The sequence below is a fragment of the Photobacterium toruni genome (genome assembly GCF_024529955.1).
GTDB lineage: Bacteria > Pseudomonadota > Gammaproteobacteria > Enterobacterales > Vibrionaceae > Photobacterium > Photobacterium toruni.
Map to the genome: position 1 here is coordinate 2,069,664 of NZ_AP024854.1, position 18,145 is coordinate 2,087,808.

Annotated in this window: 16 protein-coding genes; 5 read left to right on the forward strand and 11 right to left on the reverse strand. The window is 39.0% G+C overall.

The window, feature by feature from the left end; translation table 11 throughout:
* The first annotated feature begins 96 nt into the window (after positions 1-96).
* Both OC457_RS09790 and asnB read left to right on the forward strand, forming a co-directional pair.
* On the forward strand, positions 97-1,692 hold the full coding sequence (locus tag OC457_RS09790; RefSeq protein ID WP_080173014.1) for a cation:proton antiporter family protein: 1,596 nt from the start codon (positions 97-99) through the stop codon (positions 1,690-1,692).
* 321 nt (positions 1,693-2,013) lie between these two features.
* Positions 2,014-3,684 (forward strand): asparagine synthase B, encoded by a 1,671-nt coding sequence (asnB, locus tag OC457_RS09795; RefSeq protein WP_080173013.1) that lies wholly within the window; start codon positions 2,014-2,016, stop codon positions 3,682-3,684.
* A gap of 67 nt (positions 3,685-3,751) precedes the next feature.
* Here asnB and OC457_RS09800 read toward each other — a convergent pair whose 3' ends face one another.
* The 4 genes from OC457_RS09800 to htpG form a co-directional block, all read right to left on the reverse strand.
* Positions 3,752-5,056: an inosine/guanosine kinase gene (locus OC457_RS09800; protein WP_080173012.1), complete on the reverse strand. Its 1,305-nt coding sequence runs from the start codon at positions 5,054-5,056 to the stop codon at positions 3,752-3,754.
* A gap of 151 nt (positions 5,057-5,207) precedes the next feature.
* Positions 5,208-6,179, reverse strand: a complete 972-nt coding sequence (hemH, locus tag OC457_RS09805) for a ferrochelatase (protein ID WP_080173011.1) — start codon at positions 6,177-6,179, stop codon at positions 5,208-5,210.
* Positions 6,180-6,393: 214 nt separating this feature from the next.
* Positions 6,394-7,038 carry an adenylate kinase gene (gene adk / locus OC457_RS09810; protein WP_036795529.1) on the reverse strand — a complete coding sequence of 215 codons (645 nt, stop codon included), beginning with the start codon at positions 7,036-7,038 and terminating at the stop codon, positions 6,394-6,396.
* 142 nt (positions 7,039-7,180) lie between these two features.
* Positions 7,181-9,082: a molecular chaperone HtpG gene (gene htpG, locus OC457_RS09815; protein ID WP_080173010.1), complete on the reverse strand. Its 1,902-nt coding sequence runs from the start codon at positions 9,080-9,082 to the stop codon at positions 7,181-7,183.
* A 191-nt stretch (positions 9,083-9,273) separates the two neighbouring features.
* Between htpG and OC457_RS09820 the strand changes: the two genes are divergently transcribed.
* Positions 9,274-10,155, forward strand: a complete 882-nt coding sequence (locus OC457_RS09820; RefSeq protein ID WP_080173009.1) for a winged helix-turn-helix domain-containing protein — start codon at positions 9,274-9,276, stop codon at positions 10,153-10,155.
* Entirely contained in the window at positions 10,146-10,694 is a 549-nt protein-coding gene (locus OC457_RS09825) for a regulatory protein ToxS (RefSeq protein WP_080173008.1), read from the forward strand. Before OC457_RS09820 ends, OC457_RS09825 begins: the two co-directional genes overlap by 10 nt.
* Before the next feature lie 89 nt (positions 10,695-10,783).
* On the opposite strand, the gene recR is transcribed toward OC457_RS09825, so the two are convergent.
* From recR to OC457_RS09850, 5 genes are all read right to left on the reverse strand, one after another.
* Positions 10,784-11,383 (reverse strand): recombination mediator RecR, encoded by a 600-nt coding sequence (gene recR / locus OC457_RS09830; protein WP_080173007.1) that lies wholly within the window; start codon positions 11,381-11,383, stop codon positions 10,784-10,786.
* A gap of 3 nt (positions 11,384-11,386) precedes the next feature.
* Complete coding sequence (locus tag OC457_RS09835; protein WP_080173006.1) at positions 11,387-11,716, reverse strand: YbaB/EbfC family nucleoid-associated protein; 330 nt, start codon at positions 11,714-11,716, stop codon at positions 11,387-11,389.
* A 36-nt stretch (positions 11,717-11,752) separates the two neighbouring features.
* Positions 11,753-13,969, reverse strand: coding sequence for a DNA polymerase III subunit gamma/tau (gene dnaX, locus OC457_RS09840; RefSeq protein WP_080173005.1), 2,217 nt, complete (start codon positions 13,967-13,969; stop codon positions 11,753-11,755).
* Between the two features lie 284 nt (positions 13,970-14,253).
* Positions 14,254-14,799: an adenine phosphoribosyltransferase gene (apt, locus tag OC457_RS09845; RefSeq protein WP_080173004.1), complete on the reverse strand. Its 546-nt coding sequence runs from the start codon at positions 14,797-14,799 to the stop codon at positions 14,254-14,256.
* Between the two features lie 125 nt (positions 14,800-14,924).
* The gene (locus OC457_RS09850; protein WP_096777800.1) at positions 14,925-15,344 is read right to left on the reverse strand and encodes a YbaN family protein; all 420 of its coding nucleotides are present in this window, start codon (positions 15,342-15,344) and stop codon (positions 14,925-14,927) included.
* Positions 15,345-15,696: 352 nt separating this feature from the next.
* Here OC457_RS09850 and OC457_RS09855 point away from each other — a divergent pair, with 352 nt between their 5' ends.
* Positions 15,697-16,044, forward strand: coding sequence for a conjugal transfer protein TraR (locus OC457_RS09855; protein WP_080173002.1), 348 nt, complete (start codon positions 15,697-15,699; stop codon positions 16,042-16,044).
* A 124-nt stretch (positions 16,045-16,168) separates the two neighbouring features.
* On the opposite strand, the gene OC457_RS09860 is transcribed toward OC457_RS09855, so the two are convergent.
* Positions 16,169-16,810 carry a YccT family protein gene (locus OC457_RS09860; protein ID WP_080173001.1) on the reverse strand — a complete coding sequence of 214 codons (642 nt, stop codon included), beginning with the start codon at positions 16,808-16,810 and terminating at the stop codon, positions 16,169-16,171.
* A 147-nt stretch (positions 16,811-16,957) separates the two neighbouring features.
* On the reverse strand, positions 16,958-17,953 hold the full coding sequence (locus OC457_RS09865; RefSeq protein ID WP_080173000.1) for a porin: 996 nt from the start codon (positions 17,951-17,953) through the stop codon (positions 16,958-16,960).
* Positions 17,954-18,145: the final 192 nt, after the last annotated feature.

The following is an 18,145-nucleotide window of genomic DNA, read 5'->3' on the forward strand; positions in this document are numbered from 1 at the left end:
AAAGGGGGATTAATCTCAAATGATTAATCCCCCTAATGCTATTATTGTTATCAATTATATTCCCCCACTCTATCTTACAAGGATGTAGTCTAAGATATGGAGCTACTGTATATTAGCGCGGCTTTTCTGGCCGGTTTCATTGCCCTTCGTTGTAAATTACCCCCGCTAGTTGGCTTTTTAGTCGCTGGCTTTATGCTCAATAGTTTTGGCTTTCAATCGACCCCAGCCTTAACGACCTTAGCCGATCTTGGCGTAACGTTATTATTATTTACCATCGGGCTAAAACTTGACATAAAAACCTTACTTAACAAGGAAATATGGGGTGGTGCTACCATACACAACCTATTATCAACCACTATTTTCACCCTTTTTCTACTCATACTAAAGCAATTAGGGCTAACCATGTTTGCCGAAATGGCACTCAGTCAATTAGTACTCATTGGATTTGCATTATCATTTTCTAGTACCGTTTTTGCCGTAAAATTACTTCAAGAAAAAGGGGAATTAAATACCAAATATGGCACGGTCGCGATTGGTATTCTGGTTATGCAGGATATTTTCGCCGTGTTATTTCTTACTATTTCTAGTGGGAAGGTACCGGATATTACTGCTATTGGTTTATTTGCTCTGCCCTTATTACGCCCATTATTATATAGAATTCTCGACAAAGCAGGCCACGGAGAAATATTAGTTCTTTATGCTGTTATGCTAGCACTTGTTGCAGGAGCTGGCTTATTTGACATTGTCGGCATGAAGCCTGATTTAGGCGCATTAATATTAGGCATGTTAATGGCAGGGCACCCTAAAGCTTCAGAAATGGCAAAATCCCTGTTTAATTTTAAAGAGTTACTGCTCGTCTGTTTCTTTTTAAATATTGGTCTTGCAGAATCTCCAACCTTAAACGGCATGTTGATGGCACTGGTATTAATGCTACTACTGCCTATCAAAGGTATCCTTTATTACGCCGTATTCCACTTATGCCGCTACCGAGTTCGCACCTCAATGTTAGCAACCCTAACCTTATTCAATTATAGTGAATTTGGACTCATTGTCGGTGGGGTGGCTTATAAAATGGGGCTATTACCGGGCACATTTTTAGTCGCGATGGCAATCGCAGTATCATTATCGTTTTTATTAGCCGCTCCCCTTAATAGCATAAGCCACAAACTGTATACAGAAGCAGCTAAACGCTTAAAAGAATTTGATCCTGAGCGATTGAATTGTAACGATAAATTAATTGATTTTGGTAATGCCACTATTCTTATTCTTGGTATGGGCCGTATCGGTTCAGGCGCTTATGACGAATTAGAAAGTCGATATGGAAAACAAATTATTGGTGTAGAAAATCGCCGAGAGTCTGTAGAACTTCACCGCCATCAACAGCGTAATGTCATTCATGGTGATGCTACTGATCCCGACTTTTGGGAGCGAGTAATTAACAATCACCATATTGAACTTATTTTATTAGCTATGCCAAATGGTTCAGCCAATATCTATGCATTAGATCAACTTAAAAATCGGCATTTTCAAGGAAAAATTGCAGCTATAGCCAAGTATAGTGATGAAGAAACTCAATTACATCAACAAGGTATTGATGCTGCATTCAATATTTATAATGAAGCAGGCAGCGGTTTTGCTCGTGATGTTTGTGACCACCTTCAACCACAGATAACCCCTCTGAAACAACATTAAGTTACACTTCAAAAGTTAGATATTTCGCAGTGAAAAATAAACAGTAGCGCTGTTACTGTTTATTTTTTCAATTAAAAAACTCCTCATAAATAGAAAATATTCGGAAAAATCCACTTTAAATGAATGATATTCACCGATAGTGGTTTATTTAAATATTTTACCAATAAAGTATTGTAATTGATTAACGAATGCGTAATTTTAAAAGCCAAGATAAAAACATAAAAAGTATAAACATTAATTACCATAATGATAACTTATTAGTTACATGATACATTTTCATCAATTATGGATAATAAATAAAACGTTTGGAGTAATATTATTATGTGTTCAATATTCGGTATTCTTGACATTAAGAGCGACGCTTCAGTACTTCGTACAACAGCTCTTGAACTATCAAAAAAAATGCGCCACCGCGGTCCTGATTGGTCAGGTATTTATGCTTCAGACAACGCAATTCTTGTCCATGAGCGTTTAGCCATCGTTGACCTTAATAGTGGTGAACAACCGTTATATAACACTGATAAAAGCCATGTGCTTGCCGTAAATGGAGAGATCTACAACCACAAGGAATTACGTGCAGAATTTGCACCTGACTACCCTTTCCAAACTGAATCTGACTGCGAAATTATTTTAGCGCTTTATAAAGAGAAAGGTCCTGAGCTATTGGATTACCTTAACGGTATCTTTGCCTTTATTCTTTACGATGAGAAAGAAGACGCTTACTTGATTGGCCGAGACCACATTGGCATCATTCCGCTTTATCAAGGTTATGACGAGCATGGTAACTTTTATATCGCTTCTGAAATGAAAGCATTGGTTCCCGTCTGTAAAACCATCAGTGAATTTCCTCCAGGTACTTACCTTTGGAGTAAAAAAGGTGAACCGGTTCGTTACTACAAGCGCGATTGGATGGAATTTGATGCTGTTAAAGAGGCTAAAACAGACAAAGTGGCATTAACCGACGCACTTGAAAGTGCCGTTAAACGCCAACTAATGACTGATGTACCTTATGGTGTTTTATTGTCAGGTGGTCTTGATTCATCAGTTATTTCTGCAATCACTAAGAAATTTGCCGCTAAACGTATTGAAGATGATGAAAAATCACAAGCATGGTGGCCAACACTGCACTCATTTGCGATCGGTCTTGAAGATGCTCCTGATTTAAAAGCGGCGAAAATTGTAGCAGATGCGATTGGAACCGTTCACCACGAGTTAACTTATACCGTTCAAGAAGGTTTAGATGCTATTCGTGATGTTATTTATCATATTGAAACTTATGATGTCACCACCATTCGAGCATCAACACCAATGTACTTAATGTCACGTAAAATCCGTGCTATGGGTATTAAAATGGTGCTATCAGGTGAAGGTGCTGATGAAATCTTTGGTGGTTATTTATACTTCCATAAAGCACCTAATGCTAAAGAGTTCCATGAAGAAACCGTGCGTAAACTATTAGCGCTTAACATGTTTGACTGTGCACGAGCAAACAAATCTATGGCTGCATGGGGTATTGAAGCGCGCGTGCCGTTCTTAGATAAAGAATTTTTAGATGTGGCAATGCGTATTAACCCTCAAGATAAAATGTGTGGTAACGGTAAAATGGAAAAACACATTATTCGAGAGTGTTTTGAACATTATCTGCCTGAATCTGTCGCATGGCGTCAAAAAGAGCAGTTCTCTGATGGCGTAGGCTATAGCTGGATTGATAGCTTAAAAGAAGTTGCAGAAGCAAAAGTCACTGATCAGCAATTAGCAACAGCCGCGTTCCGCTTCCCGTATAACACGCCAACAACGAAAGAAGGCTATGTTTACCGTGAAATTTTTGAAGAGCTATTCCCATTAGAAAGTGCTGCTAAATGTGTTCCTGGTGGCCCTTCTATTGCTTGTTCTAGTGCAAAAGCAATTGAGTGGGATGAGAGCTTCAAAAATGCTGCTGACCCATCAGGTCGTGCAATTGCTGCGGTTCATAACCAAGCTTATACCAAATAGATAAACTGAAGCCATAAAAAAACCGCCACGAATAATGGCGGTTTTTTTTATTAACGGCAATATGCCATTAACGCTCCCAGTAAGCTTCTTCTAGGCTATCTTCACGCTCAGGTAAGCCGCGAGAAAGACGAGGAGAATACTGAGCTAATACTTCATAACTCACGCGGTTTGCATATAAACAAACTTGTGAAAATGATGAGTATGTAAGGAAAGAATACTGGTGCTTACTTGAATTTGGCACATTTTCTTTATGGTAACGGTTAGCAGACATATCGTGTAATAACGCAGATAATGCACCATCACCCGCACCGTTAGTATTTTTAATACGCTCAGGGCCACCCATGTAAGGGGCAATATGTGAATAAACCTTAGTTGGGTTTTCGCACGTTGCTTTAATCATCGGACGACTAAATTCAAAACGGTTAAATTCAGCAATTTCGCCAGGTAATAATGGCAACGCCGTTTCGCGTTTTGCTGAATCTTCAGTGTAACCCGCAGTGTATAGACCAACAGGACCAGCAGTACACAAAACAAGATCAACCCACTCTAGTGTTTTATCTGCTGCGACTAATGGATCAGACTCACCCGTTAATGCTTCACCTTCGTCTTCATTCATTGCAACCACGGTAACATGATCACGTAGGAAATCACGCCACCACTGTGGATCATCTTGAATCACGAATTTAGTACCCAGAGTTAATACTACTGGTACATCATATTTCTTAGCGTACTCAATCGCTTTCATTGTTGCTGCTGGCATCGGATCACCAGGCTTACAACGAACAAGATAAGCTGTCAGTACTAAAGCAGATGCGTTTTCAAATACGCACTCAGGAATACTATCTGGCTTTAGTTGGTTCATGTTACCTTCGTTAATTGCGAAGGTACGCTCACCATCTTTAGAGATTAGCGCAAAACAACGGCCAATTGGACCATTAACAGGCTGCAGATAATTCATATCCATGCGGCTTGAAGTATTACAAAGATAACGGTAAGCATAGCTACCAATTTCAATGTCTTTACTCATTACACCAAGTAATACAGATTTATCATCAGCTAATACTGAGTAATTATGTAAAGTATTACCAATAGTACCGCCAGCAAATTCATGAGTGACAAGATTATTTTCTTTTAACTCATTGTAAAGTGCTTCTGCTTTTTCATCAGTAATAACTAATGAATGGCCTTTACTCAGCTCATAACGTTCCAGAAATTCATCATCAACGTAGGCTTCAATATCAACCAATGTTTGATCAATACCCACAACATGAGTACGTGTTAAACGCTTCTCTATCTTCGTTTGACTTAGAAGTGGATCGCGAGCATGTACAGGGAAATAATGCTTAGATTTTCGTTGGCCTGGAAATTTCATGTCAATGGGCTGTCAAGTTGTAAATTTTGCGAATTCTATCACAGAATTTGGCACATAAAAGCAAAAGCTATCATTGGTTTTAAGAATAATAGCCACAAACACCAACGCAATCGTTACCGTAAAGGAAATAGTTTTCCTGTTACTATCGCTATTACCATCCTTGCGTATGCTGCTTAATCAAGTTTTCCATCATCAATATATGAGCAGGACTGTCATTTAGGCAGGGGATCAAATTAAACGTTTTACCACCAGCTGCAATAAAAACGTCTTTACACTGTTCTGCAATTTCTTCTAACGTTTCGAGGCAATCAACCGAAAAAGCCGGACACATTACATCTAACCGTTGAATACCTTTTTCTGCTAATGATCGAATCGTCGCTTCCGTATACGGTTTGAGCCATTCTTCACGTCCAAAAATAGATTGATAACTCATGCTCATTTTTTCTCGCGGCATATCAAGAGACTGAGCAAGTAATACGGTTGTTTGATGACAATGATCTGGATATGGATCGCCATTATCTGCATAGCGTTGAGGAATACCATGATATGAGCACAATAAATAATCGGGCCGTCCCTTTTCAGCCCAAAAGGTCTCAACAGATTGAGATAACGCTGCAATATAATCAGGGTGATCATAATAATGATTTACAAACCGTAACTCGGGTAATTCAGGTACTGTTTTTAACGTTTTAGCAATACGATCAAAAACCGCAGCTGTTGTTGTCGCTGAATATTGTGGATATAACGGCAACACCAGTATGCGCTTACACCCCTGCTGTTTTAAGTGCTGTAAGCCTGATTGAATACTTGGCTCGCCATAAGTCATACCTAATTCAACCGGAGCATTGAGGGTGTGTTGTAATGCCTGTTGCTGATGACGCGAATATACCATTAAGGGCGATCCATCATCCATCCATACAGACTGATATAACTTAGCCACTTTTGGCGAGCGAATGGGTAAAATAATACCATGCAAAATAGGACACCATAGCCAACGTGTCATATCCACCACTCGTTTATCATGCAAAAATTCAGCTAAAAACTGTTTCACACCAGCGGTTGTTGGCGCGTCAGGAGTACCAAGATTAACCAGTAATACCCCATAGTTATTATTTATTGTCATCGGTATTTATCCTTTATCTTTACTCGTTGCTGAAAATGGCTTATTTCCAGCCTCACACTTACCCATTTAAATAACAAAAATACGCAATTTCGTTACAACATCTTATAACACCATTATATTAAAACCAAAAAAAACGAGCATTACCAATTGGTAAGCCCGTTTATTTACATTGTTCTTAGCTATGAATAAAACATTAGCTAATTCATAATGCTAATTATGCTAGTGCTTTCTCAAGCTGTGCACTTACTTCAGCAACAGGTAACGTACCATCAAATTTAAGGTACTTAGTGTTACCAGCCGCAGCTTCTTTACCGTAGTATTCGATAAGTGGTGCAGTTTGATTATGGTATACCGTTAGACGTGCACGAACAGTTTCTTCTTTGTCATCTTCACGGATAACAAGATCTTCACCTGTTACGTCATCTTTACCTTCAACCTTTGGTGGGTTGTAAACAGCGTGGTAAGTACGACCAGAAGCAAGGTGAGCACGACGACCCGCCATACGCTCTACAATCACATCATCAGCAACGTCAAATTCAATAACGTAATCTACAACAACGCCATTTTCTTTAAGACCATCAGCTTGAGGAATTGTGCGAGGGAAACCATCAAGTAGAAAACCTTTTGCACAATCTTCTGCAGTGATACGCTCTTTAACAAGACCAAGGATGATATCGTCAGATACAAGTTGACCAGCATCGATCACTGATTTTGCTTGCTTACCTAGTTCAGTGCCTGCTTTGATTGCTGCACGTAACATATCACCAGTAGAAATTTGAGGAATACCAAATTTTTCCATGATGAATTGAGCTTGAGTACCTTTACCTGCACCGGGTGCACCCAGAAGGATAATGCGCATTGTGTTCCCCTTTAAAATAGAGTGGAAATTTGCAAAAAACTGAAAATACACTGATTAGCCTTCAGTCGCAAGCTTGGCACTATGACCAAGCCGCGATTGAATGATTTATCAGAAGAGTCTGCGGTTTTAATTAATAAATTGATTATTTAACCAACAACTTGTTTACTGCGGCTAGGAACTGCGAAGGATCATCCATAGTGCCACGTTCAGCAAGCATTGCTTCACCAAATAAGAACTCAACCCAGCGACCAAATATTTCTTCATCTGCTTCATCAGCCATTTGCTTCACTAAGCTATGTTCTGGGTTTAATTCAAAGATATACTGAACTTCTGGCGCATCATGACCTGCTGCTGCAAGCAATTTAGCCATTTGCGTCCCCATTTCATTTTCATCGGTAACCATTACCGCAGGGGTATCGTTCAATTTAAACGTTGGGCGTACTTCTTTAACACGCTCACCTAAGTAAGTTTTAGTACGCTCAATAACTGATGTGAATTCTTTCTCTGTTTCTTTCTGCTTTTCTTTTTCTTCTGCATTATCAAACGAAGACAGATCAAGATCAGATTTAGTGATCGCTTGGAACTTCTTACCTTCAAATTCAGGTAAATGACCCATTAGGTATTCATCAATACGATCGTACATCAAAATAACTTCTAAGCCTTTAGCACGGAATTGCTCAAGGTGTGGGCTGTGTTTAGCTGCATTAAAGTTATCAGCCGTTAGGTAGTAAATTTTATCCTGACCTTCTTTCATACGGCTAACATAATCAGCTAAAGAAACCGTTTGATCGAGTGAATCATTTTCTGTTGATGAGAAACGTAGTAATGCTGCAATTTTTTCACGGTTACTAAAATCTTCGGCTAAACCTTCTTTTAGTACCTGACCAAACTCTTTCCAGAATGTTTGGTATTGCTCTGGCTCGTTTTTCGCCATGCGCTCAAGCATTTGTAATACACGCTTAGTACATGCTTTACGCAGTGCTTGAGTCACTTTGTTATCTTGTAATATTTCACGTGAAACATTTAGTGGTAGATCATTTGAATCAATCAAACCGCGAACAAAACGTAAGTAAGTTGGCATGAATTGCTGTGCATCATCCATAACAAACACACGCTGTACATACAGTTTTAGACCATGCTGACCATCGCGATTATTTAAATCCCACGGTGCTTTTGATGGAATGTATAACAAGCTAGTGTAATCTTGCTTACCTTCAACACGGTTATGACTCCATGCTAATGGCTCAGCGTAATCATGGGCAACATGGTTATAAAACTCTTTGTACTCTTCATCGCTGATATCGGACTTATTACGTGTCCATAATGCTTGTGCTTTGTTGATTTGATCCCACTTAGTACCAGTAACCTTGCCTTCTTCATCTTTTTCTTCTGTTTGAATAAAGACAGGAATACCAATATGGTCAGAATATTTACCAACGATTTCACGTAGACGATGTTCATCTAAGAACTCTTGCTCGTCAGTACGTAAGTGTAAAATAATATCAGTACCACGGGTTGCTTTAGTGATAGTTTCGATGCTGTAATCACCTTCACCCGCTGATGTCCAACATACACCTTCTTCAGCAGTCACTTCTGCACTACGAGTATTAACCGTTACACTATCAGCCACGATAAATGCAGAGTAAAAACCCACACCAAACTGACCAATCAGTTGCGAGTCTTTAGTCTCGTCTTCATTTAACTGGGCAAAGAATTCTTTAGTGCCAGATTTAGCAATTGTACCTAAATGCTCAATCGCTTGTTCACGTGTCATACCAATACCATTATCACTAATGGTTAGAGTGCCAGCGTCTTTGTTAACGGATAGTTTTACACATAACTCTGCATCATTGCCGTATAAGTCAGTTTTTGATAATGCTTTAAAACGTAATTTATCCGCAGCATCTGACGCATTAGAAATCAGTTCACGTAAAAAAATCTCTTTATTAGAGTAAAGAGAATGAATCATTAAATGCAGTAGTTGTTTTACTTCTGATTGGAAACCACGTGTTTCCTTTTGGTTATCAACTGTTTGCTCGCTCATTTCGACTCCAAGAAAATTATGAGTAATATCTAAAGATAAATATGGTCAAACTGTATGATTTCAACCTAAAATGACATGTTTTTTATTTTTATATTTTTTGAGTAACGGTTTTATATTTTTAGATTCAGACAGTATTCAGATAAAACAGATAATAATACTGTTTATATAAAACCCTTGGCAAGGCTAAACAAATGACAACAAATGCAAGTAAGTATTTGATTGGAAATCGTTTTATTTTCGATCCTAATGATAACAGCTTAATAGATAAATGTGATAATAATGAATTAACTCGACTTGGTAGTAATGAAAGTCGAGCATTAAGTTTGCTCATTGAAGATCCTAGCCTAATTATTACTCGCCAACGTATTCATGATTATGTTTGGCGAGAACAAGGTTTTGAGGTTGATGATTCGAGCCTAACACAGGCGATTTCAACCTTACGTAAGGCATTAAAAGATTCTACAAAATCACCTGAATTTGTTAAAACAGTCCCTAAACGTGGCTATCAAATGATTGCCAGCGTAGAAAGCTATATCTGTCAAAAAAAGCAACCAGAGCCTAATACTAACCTCGATAACCCAGCGATTCTTTCAACCCCCCCTGAGTTTGAACCAATGCTTTCTTCGCCAAGGAAAGAGGTGTTTATTAATACTGCGACGCCGGTTTATTACTCTCAAGATGATAAAGAAACGACGGAAAATAAATCAACGTTGATCTCATGGAAAGGCTGGCTAGCACTTACAGTTGCTTTTGTATTACCGATTATTGTTAACATCAGTATGCCACCGAAATCGGCAGCATTTACCCCCTTATTTAAGGTCGATGATGTTATGATTTATGAGCCAAAAGATAATCCAAAGATAAAAGAATGGCATAAGATGATCCAAATGTGTGTCAGTAATTACATCCAATATCACAAGAATTCAGGGATGAAACCATCAGAAGTGATTGTAACAGGCGGTCAAAATAACCAATTGTATTTAAACTATTTACATGACAGTAAAGTGCCAGCAGAAAACGTAACTGTACGTTTACTTACTAGTGATAAGGATAATATAAACTTATGTCGCTAACGGCCTCTAACCAAATAACACGCCTATTACACCGATACTGGCCATTTTTGATTTTAATTAGCTCTATTGTATTGTGCTCATGGGTCTATTTTTCAACTGATTACAAACAGCAACAATTACTGATGTCGCGTGAATGGCAAAGTACGACTATTAGCCAAATAGAGTCATTACCACAAAATTCACTGCAAGAGTTACGGCAAGTAAAACAAAATAGCAATATGGTGTTTTTACCTAATCACACTTACTCACGGATCACGATCCTTGAGTTACACAGTGATAAACCACAGCCCTTAATGGTTCATATTTCTGAGTCAGGTCGCTGGGATGTCAGTGGCGGCTATTTACTTACAGAACCATTAGAGTTTAAAGATATTACCTCAGGTTCAAACCATGATTTTGATAGTGAGCAATTAAAAATGATCAGAGATATATTTAGAATGAATGCTCAAGAAAGTCGTCGTATTGACATAATTAATGAGCATACGTTACTGCTAACGAGCCTGACTCATGGTTCTAAAGTATTATTCTCAACCAAGTAATATAACGAATATAGCCGTTATTCTTAACAGATAACCAATAAAAAACCGCGTCCAAAGAACGCGGTTTTTTCATTAAATAATAACTATTTTTATAATCGCTGTCGTCCAGCAATAGAATGCGATAGCGTTGTACCATCGACCAATTCTAATTCACCGCCAACAGGCACGCCATGAGCAATTCTACTCGCAGGCACATTATATTCATGACAAAGTTCTGCAATATAATGCGCTGTTGCTTCACCTTCAACCGTAGGGTTAGTGGCTAAAATCAATTCATTAATTGCTTCTTTTTGCAAACGAAACTCTAGTGTATCAAGACCAATATCAGCTGGGCCAATACCATCAAGTGGAGATAAATGCCCCATTAATACAAAGTAACGTCCTGAAAATTGCCCTGTTGCTTCTACTGCTACAATATCTGCCGGACTTTCGACCACACAAATAATACCGTTCTCTTTACGTCGCGGATTATCACAAATAGCGCAAACATCATCTTCAGTAAATGTACGGCAATCACGACAATGACCTATTTCAGTCATTGCTTGATTTAATGCATCAGCGAGTTGCAAACCACCCTGACGATTTCGTTGTAGCAAATTAAAAGCCATACGCTGTGCTGACTTAGGACCAACCCCTGGCAAACAGCGTAAAGCTTCCATCAAATGCTCCAGTAACTGACTGGTTCGCATTGATTAAAATGGTAGCTTAAAGCCAGCAGGTAAATTCATACCGCCGGTAACACCTGCCATTTTCTCTTTTTGTGTTTCTTCGATACGACGCGCTGCATCATTAAATGCGGCTGCAATTAAATCTTCAAGCATGTCTTTATCATCTTCCATTAGGCTATCATCGATTTCAACACGACGTACACTATGGCTACCAGTAATCGTTACTTTAACAAGGCCAGCACCAGATTCACCAGTAACTTCCATGCTTGCAACTTCTTCTTGCATCTTTTGCATGCGCTCTTGCATTTGCTGCGCTTGCTTCATCATGTTGCCCATACCGCCTTTACCAAACATAACTCTTCTCTCTCTATCTGGTCTGGTTAAAAATTTTTAAACAGGTCTAATACTGTCTTCATCCAGTTGTGCAGCAAAACGCTGACAAATGAAGTTAACATTAGGATCATTTGCTAAACTATCACGAGCTTGTAACAATTTTTGTTGATACAAACTTTCGCGTAATTCCAATGGTGTTTGACCTTGCTCGCCCAATACAATTGATAATTGTACTGATGTTTGCAATATATCATTCAAGGCACTGTTTAATTGTGCCGTCGCACGATCTGCTTGTAAGTGCTTTTGGGATGATCGTAAATACAATGTAATATGATCATCTTTTCGCTCAAAAGCAGAGTTCAATGCTAATTGTTGAATTAACTTTGGCACATCAAGCTGAGTCACTAATTGTGACCAACTATCCTGATTTGCTGCTTCATTGACAAGTAATTTCGCCATCTCCGGTGTTTTTTCATGTTCTAAAGCGCGCTTTAATACTCGCGGAGTTAACTCAGGCTTAATCACCGTTTCAGCTGCGGGTTTCGCCATTGGCTTCCAACGATATTCATCATCTTCCGCAACCTGATTAGAAGCTGCCGACGCCGGCATCGCATGAGATTTCATTGTTGGCATCGTCGTTTGCTTATTCGCAATCCGATCCATCACTGAGGTTGCGACTTTTTTAGCTGGCGTCGTTAAAGGCTTTTTTGACGATATTGCTGTTGTTTGTCCATCTTGACCACGTTTAGTTTGACTACGTAGCTGATTACGAGCCGCTAATAACCCAGAAGCCGCTGATGGTCGTGGTGACGCCGCTGGCACAGGTGATGTAACAACTGTGCTATCAACCACGGGCTGATTTGGCATGACTGTCGCCTGCGACGGTGTTAATGGCGCGGGCTGCAATGCGACGGGTTCAGGTTGTGTCAATGGTTGTGATGGTTGTAATGATGGTACTGGCGGAACAGGCTGCGGCTCAGAAACTGGCATTGCAACAACAGACGGTGTTGGCTGTGGTTCTGAGATTGGCATCACTGCTGGCGGTACGCTATTCGTTACAGGCGTTTGTATTTGTGCTTTTAATGCTTGCACCCGTGAGACACCGCTTACAGGTGGATGAGTAGGTGCAGCTAACGATGTTGGTTGACTGCTTGGCACCACAATCGCTTGTGGTGTAATGCTACCGCCACTGACTGGACGGAAAGCAAGCATACGCAATAACACCATTTCTAAACCAGTACGGCCATCAGGTGCAAACGAGAGATCTTGACGTCCTTGTAAGCAAATTTGATAACATAATTGTACATCTTGTGGTGTCATCAATTGGCTTAAAAGATTAATTCTCTCTGCATCAGGTAAGCTGTCATCTAAGCTTGCAGGTAATGCTTGGAACATGGCAACACGGTGTAATTGTGCTGACAATTCACGCAGTAAACTATCCCATTCAATACCAATCGATGCTAACTGCTGCAAACTTGCCATCGCAGTATTTGCATCAGCTGTTGCCACCGCTTCAAGTAATGCCAAAGCCTGATCGGTATCTAATGTACCTAGCATTGCCGCAACAGTTTCAGCACTTACATTACCGTTACCTAATGCAATAGCTTGATCGGTCAAACTTAATGCATCACGCATACTGCCTTCTGCTGCACGCGCTAATAACGCCAGAGCACGCGCCTCATACTCAACTTTTTCTTCCGTTAAAACTTTATCTAGTTGAGCATGAATTTGTTGATGATCAAGATGTTTTAAATGAAACTGTAAACAACGAGATAAAATCGTCACGGGTAATTTTTGCGGATCAGTCGTCGCCAAAATAAATTTCACATATTCAGGCGGCTCTTCTAATGTTTTTAATAATGCATTAAAACTGTGACGCGAAAGCATGTGTACTTCGTCAATCAGATAAACTTTAAAGCGACCACGAGCAGGCTTATATTGCACGTTGTCCAATAATTCGCGTGTATCTTCAACTTTAGTACGTGATGCAGCATCAATTTCGAGCAGATCAACAAACCGTCCTTCATCGATTTCACGGCAAGTTGTACATTTACCACAAGGTGTCGATGTGATCCCTTGCTCACAATTTAACCCTTTAGCAAAAATACGGGCAATTGTCGTCTTACCCACACCTCGTGTACCACTAAAAAGATAAGCATGGTGAAGCCGATTTTGCTCTAAGGCATTACCTAGTGCAGTTAATACATGTGATTGTCCAACCACATCTGCAAACTGGTAAGGACGCCATTTTCGGGCCAGAACCTGATAACTCATTTATAAATAACCTTAATCAATCTGGACTGCATCTGGTGTAACGAAACTCGCCACTCTTTCTTTTATTCTCGCTATCATAGCTATAATGATAATAACCGATATTAATCATTATAAAACAAAGAAAATAAACGAAATAGTAATGAGGTATGTAACACATTGAATTTAACATCAATGCTAACATAGTGCAGTTTAGTGAGCGAGAGGGCGCTAGAGTAAGCGCCCAATGATTAGCCAACTATCACCTTTATTTATATGATAATAAGGTGTTATTGCTAATTAAAATTTTAGTGACCAGGGAAATCACAAATAGAGTAAACGTTAAGTCCCAAACCTTGCAGACGCGCTTCACCACCAATATCAGGCAAATTAATAACGAACGCAGCATCGTTAACATCACCACCTAAACGACGGACTAAATTCGTGGTTGCTTCAATAGTGCCACCAGTTGCTAATAAATCATCAACTAATAGCACTTTATCACCAGCAACAATCGCATCTTTATGAATTTCTAAAGTATCTTTGCCATACTCAAGCTCATAACTTTCAGCAATCACTTCACGTGGTAATTTACCCGGCTTACGAACAGGGACAAATGCAACCCCTAATGCTAAGGCTAAAGGTGCGCCAAATAAGAAACCACGAGCCTCTGTACCAATAACTTTTGTGATACCTTGATCTTGATACTTCTCAGCCAAAAGCGCAATTGTAGCGCGGTACGCTTCAGGCACTTCCATAAGGCTCGTCACATCACGAAATAAAATACCTGGCTTAGGATAATCTTGAATGGATTTAATGCTATTGGTGATTAAATTTAATGTTTCTTGATTCATTGTTCTTTCCGTACTTACTCTAACTGCAAACAGAGTAACCTTAAGTTAACGCCTGCTAATTGCAGACAAAGCATAAAAATAGAGCCGTAAATAACAGCCATATTTTTATGTGACAATTAGACATTTTATGGCTTTTCTTCAGGTTCGGCAACTGACGAAGAATCAGGTTGAATATCTACAACAGGTAAGCGGTTAAAACAATATAATAAAATCACTAAACCACCCAATAACATCAGCTTATGCCACCACAATGGCACCATGGCAATGGAAAAAGTAAAACTTAACACAATCATGATCAACCCACGCCGTTTTACAACTGACGTCACAGCACCATGCTGATGCCAATTCACTAAAATAGGCCCCAACTGTGGGTGTTGATATAACCATTGATTTAACCGAGGAGAGCCCCGCATAAAACAGCCACTCGCCAATAATAAAAAAGGTGTCGTTGGTAATAACGGTAAGAAAATTCCCAATACACCTAAGACAACAGCAATCCAACCGATAGCCACTAAAACATAGCGGGCTATTCGGCTCTTCACCATCACTTCTTCATTCAAGGTTTACCACCTCAATTAATATATTTAACAACCTAATATGCTCTTTTTCTTGCGCAACACTCACCTTGTAACAATAATTCGTTCTAATTGTTAGTATTTATTATCACGCAGTGATGGGTACTGTATTACAACAAAAAATACCCCATATTTATTAAATTCGTTTAAAGAATTGATTCAAATCACAACGGTACATTAAATCTCGATTAGACTAATAACACTTAGAGGTACTGCATTAGATTTTATTTAGCCGCAGTATAACAACACTCAATCAAAGCTCCGCTTATTATCTTTTTTTGCCGGCTTTCCTATTGAATATCATCACTATGGCTATCACGATATGAATTATAAAAATTTTCAGTATCCGCTAGAAACTGAATACTTATCTCTAGCAGAAAAATTAAAAAATGAAATGTTAATCAATCATTTAAAAAACAATACCGCCGAAATAAATAATACGGATCTCAATGATCTTATCGTTATGGCCAAATCATCTTTTATTCCTACTCTTTTTGATATGGCAATACGATTAGAAAAAGTAGATGCTGCTGTATGCTCCTTTAAATTGGGTATGTATGGTTTATGTACTGATTGTGAGGAAGAAATAGAATATAGCGATCTTGAACAAGACCCTGCTCAGCCTCGGTGTAAAGCATGTCGTGAGCATAGCCGTTATCATCACGATTAATTATCGCTAAAAGTCATACTTTTAATATCAATAAATTCAAAAAATAGAAGGCAACATGGTTGCCTTTTACTTTTTAGATACAATCTAGCAGCATTCGCATCGCGCGGTTGATCTAACCAATGATCTAGTTAAACTCTTTTTCTGCCATCCAAATTTTAAAGGCTTTTTTATCATTATTTGATGCTTTGCTATACCACATTTTAAGTTGTGTTAATGCATCACCAGTAATTTCAACCTTACCTGTTTTATTATCAACATTAACAGCAACTTGTTGTAAATCTACTGCATTACCTTTTTCTATCACAATGCCGTTATCACTGTTATAAGCGTTAACAAGTGCCTCAATGTCACTGTAGGCTGCAAACCCCTCACCTTGTAACTCTGTCACGACTAAGGGCTTTACAGAACCATCAGCCATGGCTAACTGCCATTGGGCTCCACGCTCAAAAAATGCTTTCGCTTGAGATTCTGTTGTTAAACGAGGCAAAATAATTTCAGCATTGGTATTTGCTAAATCAATCTCAAATAAATAAGGTCGAGTCGTATAAATTGTTGATTTTGAGCCCCGCTTAACTTCACCATCAAAACGTACTACGACTTGGTGTTTACCCTCAGATAACTCAACACTATCGACCGCACTCCAACCTTGGCTTTTCACTTCTTTACCGTCAACCGCCAATAATTGTATGTTATCCGCCACAGCTAATGTTGCTGCTTGAGTAGAGGCTGAAAACAAAGCCGCTAATAACCATAATTTGTTGTTCATACTTGATCCTTCATTTCTATTTATCGGCTGCTCATTGGTATCACCACCGCAATATATTCGTGTGATAACAATAACTATCGATATAAATAAAAATTAGCAAAAAGCCGCCAAAAGGCGGCTTTATATAACAATTCTTATCTCAACGGATTAGAATGTTACTTCGATACCAGCTACGTAACCGAAATCAGAGTTACGTGATTCACCATTCTCAAGGAATTTAGCATCAGTAGTACCAATTTCACCGTATACTTTAACGTTGTTGTGTAGTTTTTGCGTTACGTTAGCGTAAACTGCGTAAGTATCACCTTTTTGATCACGACGGTCGTAATTGTTGTAACCAATAGCAAACGTTGTTTTGTCCATCGTGTAATCAGCAGCGATTTGGTAAACATTGCCACGTAGTTTCTCTACGCCAAATGAATTTTTATATTCAAGTTGACCGAAAGATGCCGCTAAACCAAATTGACCAAATGCATATTCTGCTTCAAGGTTATAACCTTCAACATCAATAACACCTGCAGGCTTAAATGTTGTGCCAGGAATATTATCTGCAGTGTAGTAATAAACGCGAGCATCAAGACCGCCAATACGGTAACCAAGACGGGCATCAGTAACGTACGTGTTAACATCACGAGAAATATCGCCGCTACCGTCAGAAATTAGACCGTTGTCTTTCATATCATGAGAAGCACCAAAGTAGAAAGTACCGTTATCGTAAACATACTTAACTACGTTGTTACCATTTGTTTGTACGAAGTCAATACCTTCAGAACCAAGCTCGTAATCTTTACCAATACCTGAATCATCAGATACTAAGTATTGACGACCAAATGTTAACGTACCGAAGTCACCAGAGAAACCAGCCCATAACTCATCACTAGTTACATTGCCATCTTCGAATTCAAAAGCCATACCAGCAACAGTTGTTAACTGCTCTGAAATTTTGATGCTTGTTGTTAACGCAAGATCTGCGTCATCAATGCGGAATTTAGCATCATTTTGTGGCTCGTAATCTTCGCGGAATTGCACTTCAGCTGCACCAGAAAGATCAACTTTAACGCCATTTGCGTCATAAAGGTTGATGCCAGCATTTGCAGAACCAGCTGCAGTTAGAACTGCTAGCGCTAATAGAGTTTTTTTCATGATATGTCCACTGCCTTTCTTATTGTTGTAAATCTCAATCCTGAGATTCCCTGTCCTTATATTCCCCTGTCACGCACTCTGTTTAGAAAACAAAACACTGAATCAACAAGGAAAGTAATTTATGGCTCACATCCTGCCAGAAGTTCAATATTTTTGTCAAATAATCTAAATTAAACATAAAAAAACATAAAA